Here is a 17,688-nt window from a genome sequence, read left to right as displayed (position 1 = left end):
CAATGCGAATCCAGTTCAGTTGCAGCTGTATCTTTATGGATTCTGCTTTAGCTTCAATCGCAGGAGGCAGCGGTGAAATGACCAGCGGATGAATGAGTGGTTTGGTGAGGAAAAGGGATAGACGTAAAATATAGTAACTGTTAGGAGCTTGTAAATGGATCTGTATGAAATTGTGCCGGAATATTTGTTTTCTGTGCTTGTGTCAAAAAATAAAAGGCTCTATGTAAATTCGCTTTTTGTCCTGCTTGATGCGTTCAAGACGCATCTTCAGATCTCAAAGGACGCGTTAGTCTCAATGCTTATAGCTGCTCTTGAGAATGAGATCATTTCTGCAGATCTTTCTGATGAGGCTCTGCTCGAAAACGAATATTCTCTTTCCGGACGAGCACATTTTATTGTACGGAAGCTAAAAACAAACGGCTGGATAACCATTGAGACCGAAAGTGATTTTATTGATTATGTTACCCTTCCAAATTACAGTATAAAGATCATACAGACCCTTTTTGACATTACGCATATCTCCGAGCAGGAAAGCTTTACTTATGTTTACTCCACCTATTCATCTCTGAAAACTGCAAATGAAAACAGAGAACCTTTTGAGGTATATGCTGCTCTGTGTGACAGTGTTGTCAGGACTGAGCAGCTTGTGAAAAATCTGAAATCGGTCTATCACGGTATTACTGCATACAATCAGCAGCTGCTTGATCTTATCAATGTAAATACTGTGCTGAATCTGCACTATGATAGGTTCAGACAGGAGATAGCCGAAAAAATACTTCGTCCTTTGAAAATTCGTGATTCGGTTCCAAAATATAAACGCCCTATCGAGATCTTTTTAAAAAGCTGGCTTGTAGACGATGATCTGCTGAATGCTCTTGCTGATTTTTCTTTTCATAATGGTAAATATGATTCTGTCGAGCAATGTCATGAAGATATCCAAAAAAAGATATACTATATCATTGATACATACGAGCATCTTGAGAGAGATTATATAAATGTAATAGATCAGAAGAACAGGGCATACACAAGAGCCACTACACAGAAGATAGACTATCTGTTGAACTCAGATCAGTCTGTAAAGGGTAATCTTATCTCTGTAATGAAAGCTATTTCAGAAGAGGAAACTGCTGAGGCTGTTCTTGAAATGATACAGGATTCCTTTGAATTATATGAGCTGGGTTATTTGTCAGAGGAAAGCTTGTATGACCGAAAGAAGGCTGTGCGTCACGAACGTGTATATGATGTAAAGATAGAAGACGAGAGCGAGGAGCTTAGTGTAAAAGCAAGGGCTGCTGCTATAAAGCTGCTCAATAGTAAATACAGCCAAAGAAATGTTCAGGCTTATGTTGAAAAGCTTTTTGACGGGAGATTGGAGGTCAGATCAACGGAGGTAGATGTTGCCGATGATGAGGCATATATAATGACCATGTTGGCTGTTGCTTATGCAGGGGACAGAGAAAGCGGATATACAATAGAGATAGATGAAAGCAGCGTAAAAAAAGGCAGATATGAAATACCGGATATCATATTCAGAAAAGAGGTGAGATCATGAGCTTTGAGGATAGTTTACAGACAATTGCAAATATGTATGATAAAGAAAAGGCTGAATTTACTCAAACAGCTAATTATCTCCTTTCGTCTACATATATCCTGAGAGAAGATAATAAGAACAGAATATCAAAAACATATTTGTTTATCGACAGGCATTTTGAATTGTTTTACGAAATTTTCAGCCTTATTGGCTGGAAGATATACCGAAACAAGGAACATGGCGTTATTTATACATATAATGAATCAGCATCAAACAAATTGAGGCTGGACAAGCTGAGCACAGTTATACTTCTGGCTCTGCGGATCATCTTTGAAGAAAAACGTGTAGCAGCAAGTTCAAACAACAATGTTGTTGTCACCGTATCAGAGGTATTAAATAAAATAGTAAATGATTTTTCGATCATTAAGAAAAAACCTTCGCAAAAGGAATTAAAGCAGAGCTTTGGAACTTTTGAGGAGCATAATCTGATCTATAAACTTGGAGAGAGCTTTTCGGATATGGATTGTAAAATAGTGATATTACCCTCAATTCTGTTTGCTGTATCTAATGAAAAGTGCAAAAATATATGTGAAAAAATAAAGGTTGAAAAGGAGCAAGAGGATGAAGAAGTTGAACAGGTTGCTGTTGATTAATTGGCATTATTTCTCAAAGCAGATCGTTGATCTTGGAGATATAAACTTTCTGACAGGTGCTAATACAGCAGGAAAGTCAACAGTTATTGATGCTCTTCAGGTTGTGCTTATGGGTGAGACCAGAAGCTCAGCGTTTAACCGTGCTGCCAGCAAGAAATCCGAAAGAACACTAAAGAGCTATCTTATAGGCTCGATGGGTGAAGATGTTGAGAACGGAATAAAAAGCATAAGAGGCGGTAAAAATTTTACTTCTTATTTAGTTGTTGAATGCTATGATAATATAAAAGATGAGTATTTCTGTTTTGGTGCTGTGTTTGACGTATATTCCGACGGTTCTGATATAAAAAAGAGATTCTTTTATCTGAGAGGTCGTTTGCCTAACGAACAGTTTATAAGCGGTGGATATGCGATGGACACAGTGGAGTTGGCGGAGTATTTCAAAAAGAACTATCCGCAAAGGTATCAGATAACGGGAACTATACAGACTTATCAGGAGCTTGTCCTCTCAAAGCTGAACGTGCATGACAGAAAAATGTTTTCTATGCTAAAAAAAGCTATATCATTCGAGCCGATCAATGATATAGAAAAATTCATCACAGAAAACGTCTGCGATACGGATGATGAAAACGATATTGATATTGCCGCTATGCAGGAAAACATCTCCTATTATATGAGACAAGAGGAGCTTGCAAAGGTATTTGAAAAAAAGCTGGAAGCACTCGAACAGATAAGAAATGCATTTTCTGAAGTAAAGAGGTTTTTTGATCAGAAAAAACGTCAGCAGTTCCTGATTGATTATGCAGCATACGAAACGGCTGAATCAGAGCTGAAGAATGCAGAAGCCGAGTCAGAGCAGTATGATAAGGATATACAAGAATTTTCTGAAAGATACAGGGCACTTGAAAGGATTATAACTAAGCTGGAGCAGGATAAAAAGGAACTTGAACACGAGAGAAACAAATATCGTCTTGAAAACAACGTTGACCGGTTGGAGGAAGACATTAAACGCTATGAAACTGCACTTAAGGAAGCAGACAATAAGATAGGTTCATTTGTGCTGTCTGTCAGAAGAAACTGTGAAAAATGGTTAGACATAATATGCTCGGCTCAGGCAGCGGTGGCTACACAGGAATTTGACGAGCTATGCAGCAGACTGTGCGAAAGCATTAACAGACTTGAAAACATCAGAGAGGACAATATAGGTGATCATTCAGTTGGCTTCTTTAGGGACATCAGCAGTCAGTACAACAGTATAAAGAGGTATGCTTCCCCTGTGTGGGCTGAAACGGCCGGGAAATTGATCAAAGTCAGGCAGGATAGACAGGAACTTGAAGCTGTGATAGAAAAGCTTGAAAGTGGGATAATGCAGTATCCTGAAAAGGCACAGGCTTTTAAAGATGCTGTTGCATACGGTTTATATAAAAAGTATGGTCATACCGTTAATGTTGATTTCTTTGCAGATCTGATAGATGTTAGTGACGATGAGTGGCACAACGCTGTGGAGGGCTATCTGAACACTCAGAGAATGAATCTGATAATCGAGCCTGAATATTTCAGAGATGCCTATAATATCTACAAGGAAAAGCGGCACGAAATAGGTGCATATGAGTACAGGATAGTTGACTGTGACAAGGTATTAAAGGCTAACAGAAACATAGTACAGGACAGTCTTTCCGATGTCGTTTCTTCTGACAACATATATGCCAAAGCCTATGCGGAATACCTTATGGGCTCAGTTACAAGATGCTATGATGATAAAAAGATAAGGGAACATAAAAGATCTGTAACAAGAGAATGTATGATATACAGCGGATTTTCTGTAGGTTCTCTGAATAAAAATGCATATTCAAGCCCCTATATAGGAAGGGATTCTCTTGAGAAACAGATCGCAATAAAAAGGAGAGATCTTGAAGCTATAATAGCCAAAATAGCAGACCTTAGTTCGATAGAAACAGCACTAAAACCTATCATAGAGCAGGACTGGTTTTTGTCTGATGAGTATATTTCATCTACCGTCAAGGGCATTTTTGACATTAATGAAAGGAGAGCAAATGACCACACAGAGCTTAATAAGCTGCATCAGTTATATGAGAGCCTTGACCTTTTCTGGATAACAGAAATGAATAATAAAATTGAGGATAAAGATATTGAAATAAAAGCTGCTTATAAGGATAAAGAGGAAACAGCTAAGTTCATAAGCGATTATAAAAATGAAAAGGAACGGACTATTACGCAAAAAATACCTGCAATAAAACAGGAGATAAAGCGGTGTAAAGAGCGGATAAATGAACGGTATGATGAAGAGTATATCAGTTCCATAAAGTCGGGATATTATGATGCCGAACTGAAAAAGCGTGGTACGCCTCAGGCTGTAGCAAATGGATTCGAGTCGCCATTGAAGCAAACAGAGACATTACTTAAGGATAAGTGTGAAGATGTTATAAATCTCAGAAGCGAGTATAATAGAGTTCAGAACATATCATTCTCATTCAGCGATCCATTCAATAATAATGATTACGAAAATGAATACGTGAAGATCAAGGACACAGAGCTTCCGAAATATCGTGAAGAGATAAAAAAGGCAAAAGAGGACGCTATGGCACAGTTCAAAAGTGATTTTCTCTATAAGCTGCAGCGTAATATAAACGATGCAATAGACCGTATTGATGAATTGAACAGAGCTTTGAAAAATGCACGCTTTGGAAATGATACTTATCATTTTAAAGTCGAGCCTGCACCGGAATACAGAGAGTATTATGATATGATAACGTCCGACTTGCTGATGAATGGTGACAATACTTTGTTTTCTTATGAATTCACAAACAAATATCAGAGCACACTCGATAGTCTTTTTTCTCAGATAATATGCCTTTCGGACAATGACCGTGAGAATGCAGCCAGAAACATCGAAATGTTCAGCAAGTATACAACATATCTATCTTTTGATCTTTATTCAACGGATATAAACGGCACAACAGTCAAGCTGTCCAAATCAATGTCCACCAACTCAGGCGGTGAAACTCAAACTCCGTTTTATATTGCTGTGCTTGCTTCCTTTGCACAGCTTTACAAGGTGAACGACAATAAGGAAACAGGCAATACTTTCAGACTGGTCATATTTGATGAGGCATTTAGCAATATGGACAGTGAAAGGAGCAGAGAGAGCATTAAGCTGTTAAAGTATTTTAAACTGCAGGCTATAATTTGTGCGCCTTCTGATAAAGCAGCCAATATTGCTCCAATAGTAGATTCTACGCTTCTTGTCAACAAAGAGATGGGCAAAAACGGATATAGATCAAGCATTATAAAATGGACAAAAGAAATGAGTGACAGTTATGGATCATCGCAAACGGATACTTAACGACCTGCTAGATAAATATGAAAAGAGCACTCAGACTGAATTCAAGCGGCGAATAATGATCGACTGTACAAGGTCAAATTATCTGGACATTACCGACCCTGAGCAGAAAAAGCAATTTCTTAATGCGGTCACAGAGCTGTCTGAGAAAGATCTGATCTTTTACGATTGGGAGCGCAAGGGGTATGTAGTGAAAAACGTCTGGCTCAATATTGATAAGGCAGACGAAGCGTATGCGTTTATCGGAAGAAAAAGCACTTATTCTGCTGCCAATGAGCTTGCTGCATTGTTTGGTGAGTATCTTGAACGAATAAATACTGCGTGGATCGCTGATTATCTCAGCAGACAGATCAGTGAGATCACTGAAAGATCGAAGCCGATAGAAAAGTGGCAGAGCGATATAATGCTTGTTAGGAATATTCTCAAAGCACTTGATGAGATAGACAGGCTTATCAGCAGTATCTCTATGCGGGCATTCAGTATACGCTTGTTTGCTGACTCTAAGTTTTTTGAAAAAAGCATAAAAAAATATATCGTTGATATAGCATCAAAAAATGAGCCTGAGCTTGAAGCTATGGACGAGCTTTCAGAAAGAGAGATCCTTGCACAGATCGGTATTATTATGATGCCTGAGATATTTGAATTCTGCGGGGATATGACCATAGGTTTTGCAGATGGAGAGGTAGATTATTCACCTATCAGAAGCGGCTCATGTATAACAAGTGACAGCATGAAGGATATCAGATACATAACACTTGACAGCCGTATTTCAAGAATCTTGTTTATCGAGAACAAAACCAATTACTCAGAATATTGCCTTAACTCGAAACTCTCTGACGAATTGGTCATATTTCATGGCGGATTCTACAGCCCGGCACACGGAGTATTTTTCCGTTTTATAGCTGATGTAGCCGAGAAAAACGATATCCCTGTTTTCTTTTGGGCAGATATTGATTACGGCGGTTTCAGAATGTTTGTCAGGCTTCGGGATAATATTGTCCCTGCTCTCAAGCCATTAAATATGGATACTGAAGCATTTTCTTCTCATTCCGAGAAGCTGTTGGGAAGAAACGATAAGTATATTCATAAAACGCTTCAGTTGCTTACCGACCCTGATTATGAGTGCTTTTATGATGTGATAAACATGATCGCTAAAAGAAAGGGGACCGTAGAGCAAGAATGCTTTTTGCTTGACGATAACCCGGTTTTGGTATAGAACTGAAAGTTCTGTGCATGACAGATACTAGATCATATAGTACTAATATGTAAAAAACACAGAGCTGACCTCACAAGAGATCGGCTCTGATATCAACGGAACACGTCCATAACTTTGGGCCTTATTACCCCTAAAAGATACTAAAAGCTGTGTTAATCCGCTTTGCTTAACTTGCTTTGAAATGCCTTAAAATAGGGCATTTGCAGAATTGGCAAAAAGTCACATAAGAACATTTGTATGATTCAAGTCCCGTTTGCCGCACCAAGTTAGAAAGCTTGCAAATCCTTTATCTACGAGGGTTTGCGAGTTTTTTGTTTTACAATAAAAACAGCTTCCGAACAGTCGCTGACAACTGCTCGGAAGCTGATGCTTTACCTATCATATATCGCTTATCCCTGCACTATCTTTCTTCTTGCACATGATCCTATACCCCACTCTCCCGTAAATAAAACTCAGAACCCAGCCTGCCGGCATTGACAGCCATACTGCCGATACGCCTATGACCGATACCAGAGCGTAGGTGAAAATAATTCGGAACGTGAGATTTATTATGCTTCCGGATAAAAACAGCTTCAAACACCCAAGCCCCCTTAACATTCCGTTGAAGCTTGAATTTATTCCCATTATTATATAACAAAACGCAAGGTCTGTCATGTAGCCCATGCCTGTTTCTATGGCGGAAGCTGAGGAGCTTGACAAGTCCATAAAAAAGCCCAGGAATCGCCGTCTGAGAAGCATTATCACTGCAAATTCTATCACCGCTATGCCTGCGCATAACAGCACGCTCGCCTTGTAGCCCTCTCTGATACGCTCTTTTTTGCCTGCCCCAAGATTTTGTGCTGTGTAGGTGGATACCGCATTTCCGCAAGCTATGAACGGCATTATCGCAAAGGAGTCTATCTTTGAAGCCGCCGTGTACCCTGCAAGCACGTCCGAGCCAAAGGGATTGACGGCAGACTGCACTATTAACATTCCCACCGACACCACTGACTGCTGTATCACCGATACTGCCGCATAGGACGACATCTCTTTTAACACTGCCCCCGAAAAGAAGCTGAACTCTGCTCTTTCATGGTCTTTTCTGTATACCTTGTCAGTAAGAAGCAGAAACGATATCACTGCCGATACTCCCTGAGCAATGAAAGTCGCCCATGCCGCACCTGATACGCCCATGGAAAATCCCCCTACAAACAAAAGGTCAAGCCCTATGTTCAGCAAAGAGGACATCACAAGCAGATGAAAAGGCGTCTTTGAGTTGCCAAGGGCACTAAATACCGACGCTTGCACGTTGTAAAGAAACATAAACGGCATACCTAAGGAATATATCCGCAGATAGTCAGCAGCGTCATTTATGATATTCTGCGGCGTTTTCAGAAGTCTTAAAAGCGGCATACTAAGCACCACCCCAAGCACCGCTATCAACGCTGCGACCATAAGTGAAAATATCAGCACAGTGGAAATGCACGTCTTGACCTTTGACTTGTTCCCGGCACCGCAGTATTTCGCTATAAGCACCGATGTTCCTATGCCCGTACCAGTTGCAACGGCTATCATGACCATTGTCACTGCAAAGGAAACTCCCACCGCCGCAAGAGCTTCGTCACCATTTATCTTGCCCACTATTATGGTGTCCATGGTGTTGTAAAGCTGCTGAAAAAGGTTTGCAAATATAAGAGGCTGTGCAAATCGGAATATTATTTTCTTAGGGTCGCCCTCTGTCATTATTACATTTTCCGGCTTATTCTTCAAATTCTTCACCGCCTGTGAATGTGGGTATGTATCTTTGCTGGGTTACGTCAAAAAGTCCTTTTTCCGTCAACCCCACCTCTGGGATAGTCTGACACAGCGACACTGTAAGCACTGCCGTCATACGCTGTATGTTTCCCCCTGTGAGGGCAAGGGCTTCTCTGAAAGCTTTCTGTGCCTTTATCTCGCCTGCGATGTTCTCACCGCTTAGTATGCCTGCCACTGGAAGGGAGTAAAGCCCTGCCACCTTGCCGTCAATAGCCATAGCCGCACCGCCGCCGTTCGCTTCAACAGCTTTCACAGCGCAAAGCATATCCGCAGGGTCAACGCCCGATACAACGACATTATTGCTCTCCTGAGCAAAGCTTGCGGCAACAGCTCCCCTTTTAATGCCAAGACATTTTATAAAGCCACTGCCTATCTCACCACTCCTGCCGAAACGCTCCACAACGAATATGGGCAGAATATCGGCTTTTGTATCACCGCATACAATGCCGTTGCTGACTTCAAGCCTGCCTTTTACAAGCCTTGTGACTATGCCACCCTCGGGCATTTCAATTGCATTTGCAGTAACATAGCCCCTCTCAAAGCCTGCTTTTATCTCAAAAGAATGGCTGTCAAGCCCTCTGGGCAATATCACAGTGTTTTTAAGCTCAGGATAGCAAGTTATATCAAACTCATACCTGCAAAGAAACTCGCCGTTTTCAGCCACAAGCCTGCCCTGGTGATAGACCTTTTTCACTGTCATATTTTCAAGGCTATCCATAAGCAGAAAATTCGCCTTTCTTGAGGGAGCCACCGAGCCTATGATATCGTCAACACCATAATGCCGTGCGGCATTGAGAGTTGCCATTTTTATCGCTGACACAGGGGAAATACCGCATTTCACTGCAATGCGCAGAGCATTATCTATACAGCCGTTTTCCTTTATATCCTCCGCAGACTTGTCATCAGTGCAGAACATTATATCGTCCGTAGGGATATGATTTTTTACTATCCCCTCGCAAAGAGTTCGGCAGTTCGGCTCTATAGTTCCCTCTCTTACCAACACCGCCATTCCGCAGGCTAGCCGCTGCTCAAGGTCGCTTATGCTTTCGCACTCATGGTCGTCACAAAGCCCGGCGCAAGCCGCCTGCTGAACGTCACGAAATCCCATTGACGGACAGTGACCGTTCACCTTTACACCTGCCCTTTTTGCCGCACCGAGAAGCTTTATTATCTCATCATTCCCGACCACAGCGCCGCTTATCTCCCCCACAGTTTTCGCCCTGCACTCTTTGATAACATTGGTGATATCATCCTGCGTTTTCAGGGTGGAAAGATACTGCGAAGAAAGCTGCAAAAAGCTTTCTATGGGCATTTCCCCAAGCATTTCGCATATAGCTTTTATGCCCTTAAGACCAAGAGTATTCGACATCTGCATAGGGTCAAAGAATACACAGCCCGTTCCGTGTGGCACTGCGCCCTCGCAGTATGCAAAAGGCGTGAGCTTTGAGGACTCTATGTGCATATGAGCGTCGATAAAAGAAGGCGCAAGATACATTCCTCTGCAATCAATAAACTCTGTTGCTCTAGGCTCAAAGTCAGGGCAAACTGCGGCGATAATGCCGTTTTTTACCCCCAACGAGCCGCTGTCTATTATCCGCTCTCTGTAAACGTCAACTATCCTTGCGTTGTAAAAATAAATATCAAAAGGCAGCTTACCCTTAGCCGCCAGTATAAGTTCCTTTAGCTGCCGATCATTCATAAGCTGCCTCTTTCAGATACAAATATTATCAGTGTTTATACAGCGACTTGTTCAGCGCAAGATTGCAAAGCACATTGATTATACATCTTGACGCCGCAAGTGAAGTTATCTCGCTCACATCAAAGGGAGGAGATACCTCCACAACGTCCATTCCACAGATACCGGGAGCTGTCACGAGCTTGAGAAGCCTTAAAAGCTCTCTCGGGAGCATACCGCCAAAATCAGGTGTGCCGGTACCCGGGCAGAAAGCAGCTTCCAGAACGTCTATATCAAGGCTCACATACACTGCCTTACAGCCCTTCCATGCGATATCGAGAGCAAGCTCCGCCACCTTGTCGATACCATACTTGTCTATATCCTCCATTGAGATCGCAGTACAGCCGCTGTCACGGGTGAATTTTGACCATGACTTGCAGCAGTTTCCGCCTATGCCTATCTGCACAAGATTTTTTGCGCTGAGGTTAGGCAGGTGAGTGGAATGATACCATTCTGTGCCGTGCATTTTTTCGTCCATTTGGATAGCATCGCAATCGCTGTGGCGGTCGATATGGATAACGCCGATATTGCCGTCGATATACTTTGAAATGCCCCTGAGCGTAGGGAAAGTGGTAGAGTGGTCGCCCCCAAGAACGATAGGCGTTACTCCCTGAGAGAATATATAGCCTATGCCCTTTGTTATCTGGTCGAAAGTCTTTTCGGCATTTGCAGGAAGTGTGTAAATATCTCCTGCGTCGCAAAGCTTTATGTTTTCGTATAGGTCAACGCCATAGTCAGGGTTGAAAGGGGATATCTGCGAAGAAGCGTGTCTTATGCCGGCAGGGCCAAGTCTTGTGCCTGAACGGTTTGACGCTCCGCTGTCATATGGGATACCCACCACTGCAACGTCATATTCCGACACCTTATGGATATCCTCGCAGAAAGGGCTTCTGAGAAAAGTTTCGTGGCTTGTGTATGTAGGGCCGAGATTTGTTCTTGCAAAACAGCTCATGCCCTCGCTTTTAATGCTGTCCGCAGGCTCTAATCCAAGCTCAACGGCTCTCTTTGCCATTGTAGGAAATCTTGTGTTGCCAAATTCATCAAATCTTGCCGCCGTTTTCATGGCGTGCAGTTCATTTCTGTCTATCATGATCATTTCTCCCTGCTTTCTTTTATAAGCGGAAACTGAAGCTCCGCAATAGTTTCATCACTGTTGTCCGTAAGGGTTATGTCTATACGGTATATCATCACCCCGACGTTTCCAAGGGTGTAGCCATGCTCCTGTGCAAGACAGCGCATTTTCATTATAAGCTCACCGAAATAGCTGTAGCAATTCCTGTGAAAAGCGCAAACGTATTTTCCTCCTGCCACTGTTGTGAAGCTTTCCTTGTCAGCCTGATCTGCCGAGCAGAACACCATAGGGCAGACCTCGGAATCCATATCGTCAGGGTCAACTGAGTTTTTTATGGTCATTGCCACCTTATCAGTGGCAAGCACAGGTGAAGTTCCGCCTATAGCCTCCTCAAGCTTCATAAACTCTATGCCGGTGAGATTTGTTCTGAACTTGTTGCTCTCCCCTTTGAGGGCATATCGTTCAGGAAGCTCCTTTATAACAGGGTCATCAAGCTTGAAATCTGTGTTGTTAAGCTCTCTGATAAACTTTAGCTTTTCTTTCAGCACACGGCTTATTTCAAGCTTATCCGCTATCTCCTGCTGTAAAAGCTCATAACGCTGTCTGAGAACACGCTCGGACTTTTCAAGGTTTCTGTCGCTGAAATAGTCCTCTATTTCTTTCAGAGATAAGTTCAGCCTGCGAAGCTCTTTTATAGTGCCAAGCTTTTCACACTGCTGTGCCGAATAAAACCTCCGCCCTGTGAGCTTGTCAACATAGTCAGGTCTTAAAAGCCCTATCTTATCGTAATATCTAAGCCGTTCGGTAGGTATGTTTCGATACTTTGCTATCTCGGTTATGCTCAGAAGCTTTTCCCCATTCGGGACAAGCTGTCCGTTTTCGTCTGTATAAAACACAGTGTATTTCATATCATCAGTCATATCTTGTCCCCCATTCCAATTATTATGACAGCTTATTCAAGAGCCTGCTCGTCCTCTGCCCCTGTTCTTATCTTCACAACGTTTGCAACGTCATAAACAAATATCTTTCCGTCGCCTATCTTGCCCGTATAAAGCACCTTTCTGATAGTGTCGATAAGAAGTCCAAGAGGAACAGTGCTTATAACTATCTCCACCTTTATCTTAGGCAGAAGCCTTGATTCAAGCTCAGAGCCTCTGTAAAGCTCAGTGCTTCCTTTTTGTATTCCACAGCCGCTCACCTGCGTAACTGTCATACCTGTTATATCAAGCTTATCCAAAGCATTTTTCAGCATCTCGAACTTTGCGACGTTCATAAGAACGACCACCTTGTGCATTTTTCCGTCCGCCTTGTAGTCAGAAGCGTTAAGCTCTGAGGCTTCGTCTATAGCCCTCACCTTTGAAGGCTCGTCAGCGGCAGCGGTGATGAACTGAGCAGTGTTGAGAAGATCCGCATAACTGCTTGAAAGTCCATGCTCGCACTTGTCAAGACCAACTATCTCTGTATTCTCGCTAACTCTCAGGCCCATTGTTTTCTTTATCACTGTGAACACTATCACCATAATAAGCGCTGTCCATGCCGCCACTGAAAACACGCCGGCAAGCTGTATAAGCAGATCCTTCGGGCTGCCCGAATAAATAAGACCGCTTTTCTTTGCGAAAACGCCCGTCATAAGCGTTCCCCATGCTCCGCACAGACCGTGAACGCTCACCGCACCCACAGGGTCGTCAGCCTTTAGCTTTGTTATAAGCTCAACACCAAACACCATTACAAAGCCTGCTGTTATGCCGATAGCAAACGCTCCTCCTGCCGAAACTGTGTCACAGCCTGCGGTTGAAGCCACAAGTCCTGCAAGTGCTCCGTTAAGGGTCATTGTCACGTCAGGTTTGCCGTAGCGCACCCATGTGATGAACATTGCAGCTATTGCACAAGCTGCCGCAGATATGTTTGTGTTAAAAAAGATATCCCCAAGCTTTGCCGCCGCATTGTCGCCCTGAGCGGTGAGAAGCGAGCCACCGTTAAATCCGAACCAGCCTATCCACAAAATGAATATGCCCAAAGCTCCGATAGTGAGATTATGTCCCGGTATGGCTCTCGCCTTGCCGTTTTTATCAAACTTGCCTATCCTTGCTCCCACAAGCAGCGCACCTATAAGTGCGGTAGTTCCGCCAACAACGTGAACGGCAGTTCCGCCTGCGAAATCGTGGAAGCCTATACTTTTGAGCCAGCCTGCACTGTTCCATATCCAGTGACCTGTTATCGGATAAACTATTCCGCTCATAACAGCCGAATATGTAAGATAGGCCTTGAACTTTGTTCTGCCTGCCATTGCTCCTGAAACTATAGTCGTGGCAGTTGAACAAAAGACCGTTGCGAACATAAGGAACACTCGCTTAGGCAGATCTCCTGCGGCTGCAAACTTTCCTGCTGCGAACAGGCTTGGCGTTCCGATAAATCCTCCTATGGAGTCGCCATACAAAAAGCTGAAGCCGATAACCCAGAAAAGAACAGAGCCTATGCAGTAATCCATAAGGTTTTTCATTATTATGTTGCCTGCATTTTTTGCTCTGGTGAAGCCTGTTTCCAGCATTGCAAAGCCTGCCTGCATAAAGAATATCAAAGCTGTGCAGAGAAGAACCCACACGGTATCCAGAGATGAATACATTATCGCACTTCCTTTTTCATATTATTTCTTATTTTGCCACATGAACGTCTGCGTAACTGAAGTTATACCAGAACATCGGGCTTGGGTCATATGTGAACTTGTCGCTTACTGCGTAAACATCAGATGATGTGTAAAGCCCAAGGTAAGGGCACTCATCAGCAAATATCTTATATGCGTCAGTATAGTAACCCATTTTCTCAGCGTCGTCTGTTGTCTGAGCCGCTTTGTCAAGAAGTCCGTCTGCTTCTGTGCTTGTCCAAAGTGTTTCATTCGTTCCGCCCTCGCAAGCGTTAGAGCCTGCATATAATGTCTTTAACATTCCCATAGGATCAAGGAAGTCTGACATCATGTATGTGCCGACTGCGTTGTAATATCTCTCGCCGTTATCCTTTGTCTTGTAGCCGAACATATAGCTGAAAATATCACTGTCAGGTACTTCCACAAGATTCATTGTGATAGAGCCGCTTGCGTCTACCATTGACTTGAGAAGCTCAGCCTGCTTCTGCGTCTGTGAAGTCGTATAGAAATCAAACTCAAAGCCGTCAGGATACTTTGACTTTGCAAGACATTCCTTTACCTTGTCATAATCCTGAGTATAAACATCGCTTTCGGCGATAGTTGAATCCCACTTATCCTTATCCATATACATCATGGATTCGCTCATTGGAACAACAGCCGACTGCTTTGCATAATCGCCGCCGATAGTTGTTGTTATCTGCGAACGGTCGATACAATATGCAACAGCCTTTCTTGCCCACTCGTCATCAAACGGCTTTGAAGCTGTGTTGAATGCGATATAGTTTGAAGTCGTTCCCTCGCATGAGAGGATATTGAAGTTCTGACAGCTCTGATATACAGACATAACGCTGTTTGACATACCCTCGACAAAGTCTATCTGTCCGCCCTTTGCCGCAAGTGCTAATGCGCTTTCGTCCTCGATAACGTAATACTCTACCTTGTCGATATCGAGAGTATCAGGGTCGCCCCACCAGTTTTCGTTCTTTTCAAGAACTATCTCGCTTCCTGATGACCATGAAGAAAGCTTGTAAGGACCTGTGCCGACAGTCTTTCCGTCAGCAGTGCCGTACTTGTCGCCTTGTTCCTCTGTTACAGACTTCTCGACGATAGTGCAGGCTGATGTTGCAGGAACATACTGCCATGATGAGTCAGGCTGCTTAAGATGAACTGTCAGCGTCCAAGTATCGTTGTCGGCTTCAAAGCTGTCAACGTTTGCAAAAAGATAGCTCATATAATAGTTGTCTTCTGTTACTCTGTTAAGAGAATAAAGCACATCGTCCATTGTCATTTCATTGCCGTCTGAGAACTTTACTCCCTGTCTTATCTTGTATGTGTATGTAGTATCGTCAACCTGCTCCCAAGATTCTGCAAGAGCAGGCTCAACTGTTGTGCCGTCATGTGAGAAGTTAAGAAGCGTGTCATAGCAGTCATAACCTGTGAGTGTAGCGGCAACGATAGTGAAGTCGGCAGGGTCAAACGATGACGGTTCCTGAGTATAGCCTACTCTGAGAACTGTCTCTGAATTTCCTCCTGAAGAACCTGAGCCTGAACCGGAACCTGTGTTGTTGAAGCAGCCTGTCATACAGCTTGAAACTGTTATTGCCAATGCAGCAGCGGCCGCGATCTTGCGTGAGAATTTTTTCATGATAACTTTCCTTTCTTCAAAAGATTTATTACATATCCGAAGCAGTCTTGCTGCTGTCAATGCCTAGTGGGAAATGACAGGCAACGTAATGCCCGTTTCCAATGTCTTTGAGCTTTGGCGTGCGGTTGTCGCACAAGCCCTCTTTGAAATATCTGCACCTGCCTGCAAAGCGACAGCCCTCGGGGATATCCACTGCGTTCGGTATATCTCCCTCCAGCAGGATATGCTTCTTATTTTCAAGAGGGTGTTCCTTTGGCTTTGCTGAGATGAGCGCCTGAGTGTAAGGGTGAGCAACGCTGTTATAGATCTGCTCCACCGTACCCATTTCCATTACCGCTCCCAAATATACCACCGCTATCCTGTCGCAAACGTGACGGACAACGTTCAGATCATGGGAGATAAAAAGTATCGTCTGCCCTTTATCCTCTTTCAGGTCGAGCATAAGATTCAATATCTGCGCCTGCACAGAAACGTCAAGTGCCGAAACAGGCTCGTCTGCAAGAATGAAATCAGGCTCCAGCATAAGCGCCCTTGCTATTGCAAGCCTTTGGAGCTGACCTCCCGAAAGGTCTTTAGGATATCTTGTGAGCAAGTCCTCCGGAAGCGCTATATACTCCATAAGCTGTTTTATCCTTGCCTTGTAGACCTCAGGCTTTATCTTATGCACCTTTGCAGATTCTTCAAGGCTAAAGCGTATAGTCTTTTTCGGATCAAAGGAAGCAAGAGGGTTTTGAAAGACCATTTGCATTCTTGAACGCAGTTCCTGCTGTTCCTTGCGGCTCACATGAGTTATGTTTTTGCCGTCAAAATATATCTCGCCTGAATCAACGTCGATAAGCTTCAGAACGCATCTTCCTATGGTTGATTTGCCCGAGCCGCTCTCGCCTATTATGCCGAATATCTCGCCCTTGTAGATATCAAAGCTAACATCATCAACGGCGTGGATATATCTCGTCTTTGCCTTTGCAAGCTTGTAATTGTCAAGGCAGAAATACTTTTTCAGATCTCTGACGCTTATAAAAGGCTGTCTGTCTTTTTCTTTGCTCATTGTGATGTCACCTCCCGCCACTTGAAGCAAGCTGTGCTGTGTCCCTCAGACACATTTTCTGTAACAGGCACGCAGCTTCTGCATTTATCGTCAGCATACTTACATCTCGGTGCAAAGGCACAGCCCTTGAACTTTTCATACAGAAGCGGAGGGCTGCCAGGTATGCTTTTCATTCTTTTTTCTGTGTCGCTCTCTCTCGGATTGCTTTCAAGGAGCGCCTTTGTGTATGGGTGAGCAGGGTGGTCGAAAATATCCACAACGCTTGTGGTTTCAACAGCCTTTCCTGCATACATTACAGTTACGCTGTCGCAAATCTCAGCCACAACACCAAGGTTGTGAGTGATGAATATTACCGACGTTCCGCTTTCCTGCTGGGGCTTTTTTATAAGCTTTAGTATCTGCGCCTGGATAGTAACATCAAGCGCCGTGGTAGGTTCGTCTGCAATAAGAAGCTTCGGCTCGCATATAAGCGCCATTGCTATCATTATTCTCTGTAACATTCCTCCGCTCATTTCAAACGGATACTGCTCGTATCTTTTCTCCGCAGGTGTTATGCCTATCTTTTCAAACATCTCGATGACCTTTTCTCTTGCTTCACGGCGATTTAAGTTTTTCTTCGCCCTTAGCATTTCTGCTATCTGCTCGCCTGCTTTCATGATAGGGTCAAGGGAAGTCATAGGGTCTTGGAATATCATTGCGGCTGTGCTGCCCCTGAAATCACGGAGCTGCTTTTTGCTCATTGCAAGAACATCTTTCTCGCCGCTGTCATCTCTTATGTAGATATCCCCTGCATATCTGGTGGTCTCCTCGTTATGGAGCCTTATGACCGACTTTGATGTTACGCTTTTTCCACAGCCGCTCTCGCCTACGATACCATGTATCTCCCCTTGCTTCACTTCAAGGTCAACGCCCTGAACGGCGTATATGATACCTCTAACTGTCATAAAGTCTACAGAAAGGTCTTTTATTTCAAGAACGTTTCCTTTTTTCATCTT

12 protein-coding genes are annotated in these 17,688 nt (G+C 43.4%); 4 read left to right on the top strand and 8 right to left on the bottom strand.

What is annotated here, in order from left to right:
- Positions 1-154: 154 nt before the first annotated feature.
- From DW015_RS06145 to DW015_RS06130, 4 genes are read left to right on the top strand one after another with little or no spacing between them, the layout of a single operon-like run.
- The gene (locus tag DW015_RS06145; RefSeq protein WP_117904914.1) at positions 155-1,552 is read left to right on the top strand and encodes a Wadjet anti-phage system protein JetA family protein; all 1,398 of its coding nucleotides are present in this window, start codon (positions 155-157) and stop codon (positions 1,550-1,552) included.
- Entirely contained in the window at positions 1,549-2,184 is a 636-nt protein-coding gene (locus DW015_RS06140) for a DUF4194 domain-containing protein (protein ID WP_117904912.1), read from the top strand. The genes DW015_RS06145 and DW015_RS06140 overlap by 4 nt, the downstream gene beginning before the upstream one ends.
- The gene (locus DW015_RS06135; protein WP_117904910.1) at positions 2,153-5,545 is read left to right on the top strand and encodes an SbcC/MukB-like Walker B domain-containing protein; all 3,393 of its coding nucleotides are present in this window, start codon (positions 2,153-2,155) and stop codon (positions 5,543-5,545) included. The genes DW015_RS06140 and DW015_RS06135 overlap by 32 nt, the downstream gene beginning before the upstream one ends.
- Positions 5,520-6,758 carry a Wadjet anti-phage system protein JetD domain-containing protein gene (locus DW015_RS06130; protein ID WP_117904908.1) on the top strand — a complete coding sequence of 413 codons (1,239 nt, stop codon included), beginning with the start codon at positions 5,520-5,522 and terminating at the stop codon, positions 6,756-6,758. The genes DW015_RS06135 and DW015_RS06130 overlap by 26 nt, the downstream gene beginning before the upstream one ends.
- 378 nt (positions 6,759-7,136) lie before the next feature.
- On the opposite strand, the gene DW015_RS06125 is transcribed toward DW015_RS06130, so the two are convergent.
- The 8 genes from DW015_RS06125 to DW015_RS06090 are packed head-to-tail and all read right to left on the bottom strand — an operon-like array spanning position 7,137 to position 17,685.
- Complete coding sequence (locus tag DW015_RS06125; protein WP_117904906.1) at positions 7,137-8,507, bottom strand: MATE family efflux transporter; 1,371 nt, start codon at positions 8,505-8,507, stop codon at positions 7,137-7,139.
- On the bottom strand, positions 8,497-10,251 hold the full coding sequence (locus tag DW015_RS06120) for an adenine deaminase C-terminal domain-containing protein (protein WP_117904904.1): 1,755 nt from the start codon (positions 10,249-10,251) through the stop codon (positions 8,497-8,499). The genes DW015_RS06125 and DW015_RS06120 overlap by 11 nt, the downstream gene beginning before the upstream one ends.
- 28 nt (positions 10,252-10,279) lie before the next feature.
- Positions 10,280-11,377 (bottom strand): agmatinase, encoded by a 1,098-nt coding sequence (gene speB, locus DW015_RS06115; protein WP_051706745.1) that lies wholly within the window; start codon positions 11,375-11,377, stop codon positions 10,280-10,282.
- A gap of 2 nt (positions 11,378-11,379) precedes the next feature.
- Positions 11,380-12,279 (bottom strand): MerR family transcriptional regulator, encoded by a 900-nt coding sequence (locus tag DW015_RS06110; RefSeq protein ID WP_117904900.1) that lies wholly within the window; start codon positions 12,277-12,279, stop codon positions 11,380-11,382.
- 32 nt (positions 12,280-12,311) lie between these two features.
- Complete coding sequence (locus DW015_RS06105) at positions 12,312-13,982, bottom strand: ammonium transporter (protein ID WP_117904898.1); 1,671 nt, start codon at positions 13,980-13,982, stop codon at positions 12,312-12,314.
- Between the two features lie 28 nt (positions 13,983-14,010).
- Positions 14,011-15,645: an ABC transporter substrate-binding protein gene (locus tag DW015_RS06100; RefSeq protein WP_117891340.1), complete on the bottom strand. Its 1,635-nt coding sequence runs from the start codon at positions 15,643-15,645 to the stop codon at positions 14,011-14,013.
- 28 nt (positions 15,646-15,673) lie between these two features.
- Positions 15,674-16,693, bottom strand: coding sequence for an ABC transporter ATP-binding protein (locus DW015_RS06095; protein WP_117904896.1), 1,020 nt, complete (start codon positions 16,691-16,693; stop codon positions 15,674-15,676).
- Positions 16,690-17,685, bottom strand: coding sequence for an ABC transporter ATP-binding protein (locus tag DW015_RS06090; RefSeq protein WP_117904894.1), 996 nt, complete (start codon positions 17,683-17,685; stop codon positions 16,690-16,692). Before DW015_RS06090 ends, DW015_RS06095 begins: the two co-directional genes overlap by 4 nt.
- Positions 17,686-17,688: the final 3 nt, after the last annotated feature.

It is taken from the genome of Ruminococcus sp. AF37-20 (assembly GCF_003460465.1).
GTDB classification, from domain to species: domain Bacteria; phylum Bacillota; class Clostridia; order Oscillospirales; family Ruminococcaceae; genus Hominimerdicola; species Hominimerdicola aceti.
This window is presented reverse-complemented; position numbering and strand designations above follow the sequence as displayed.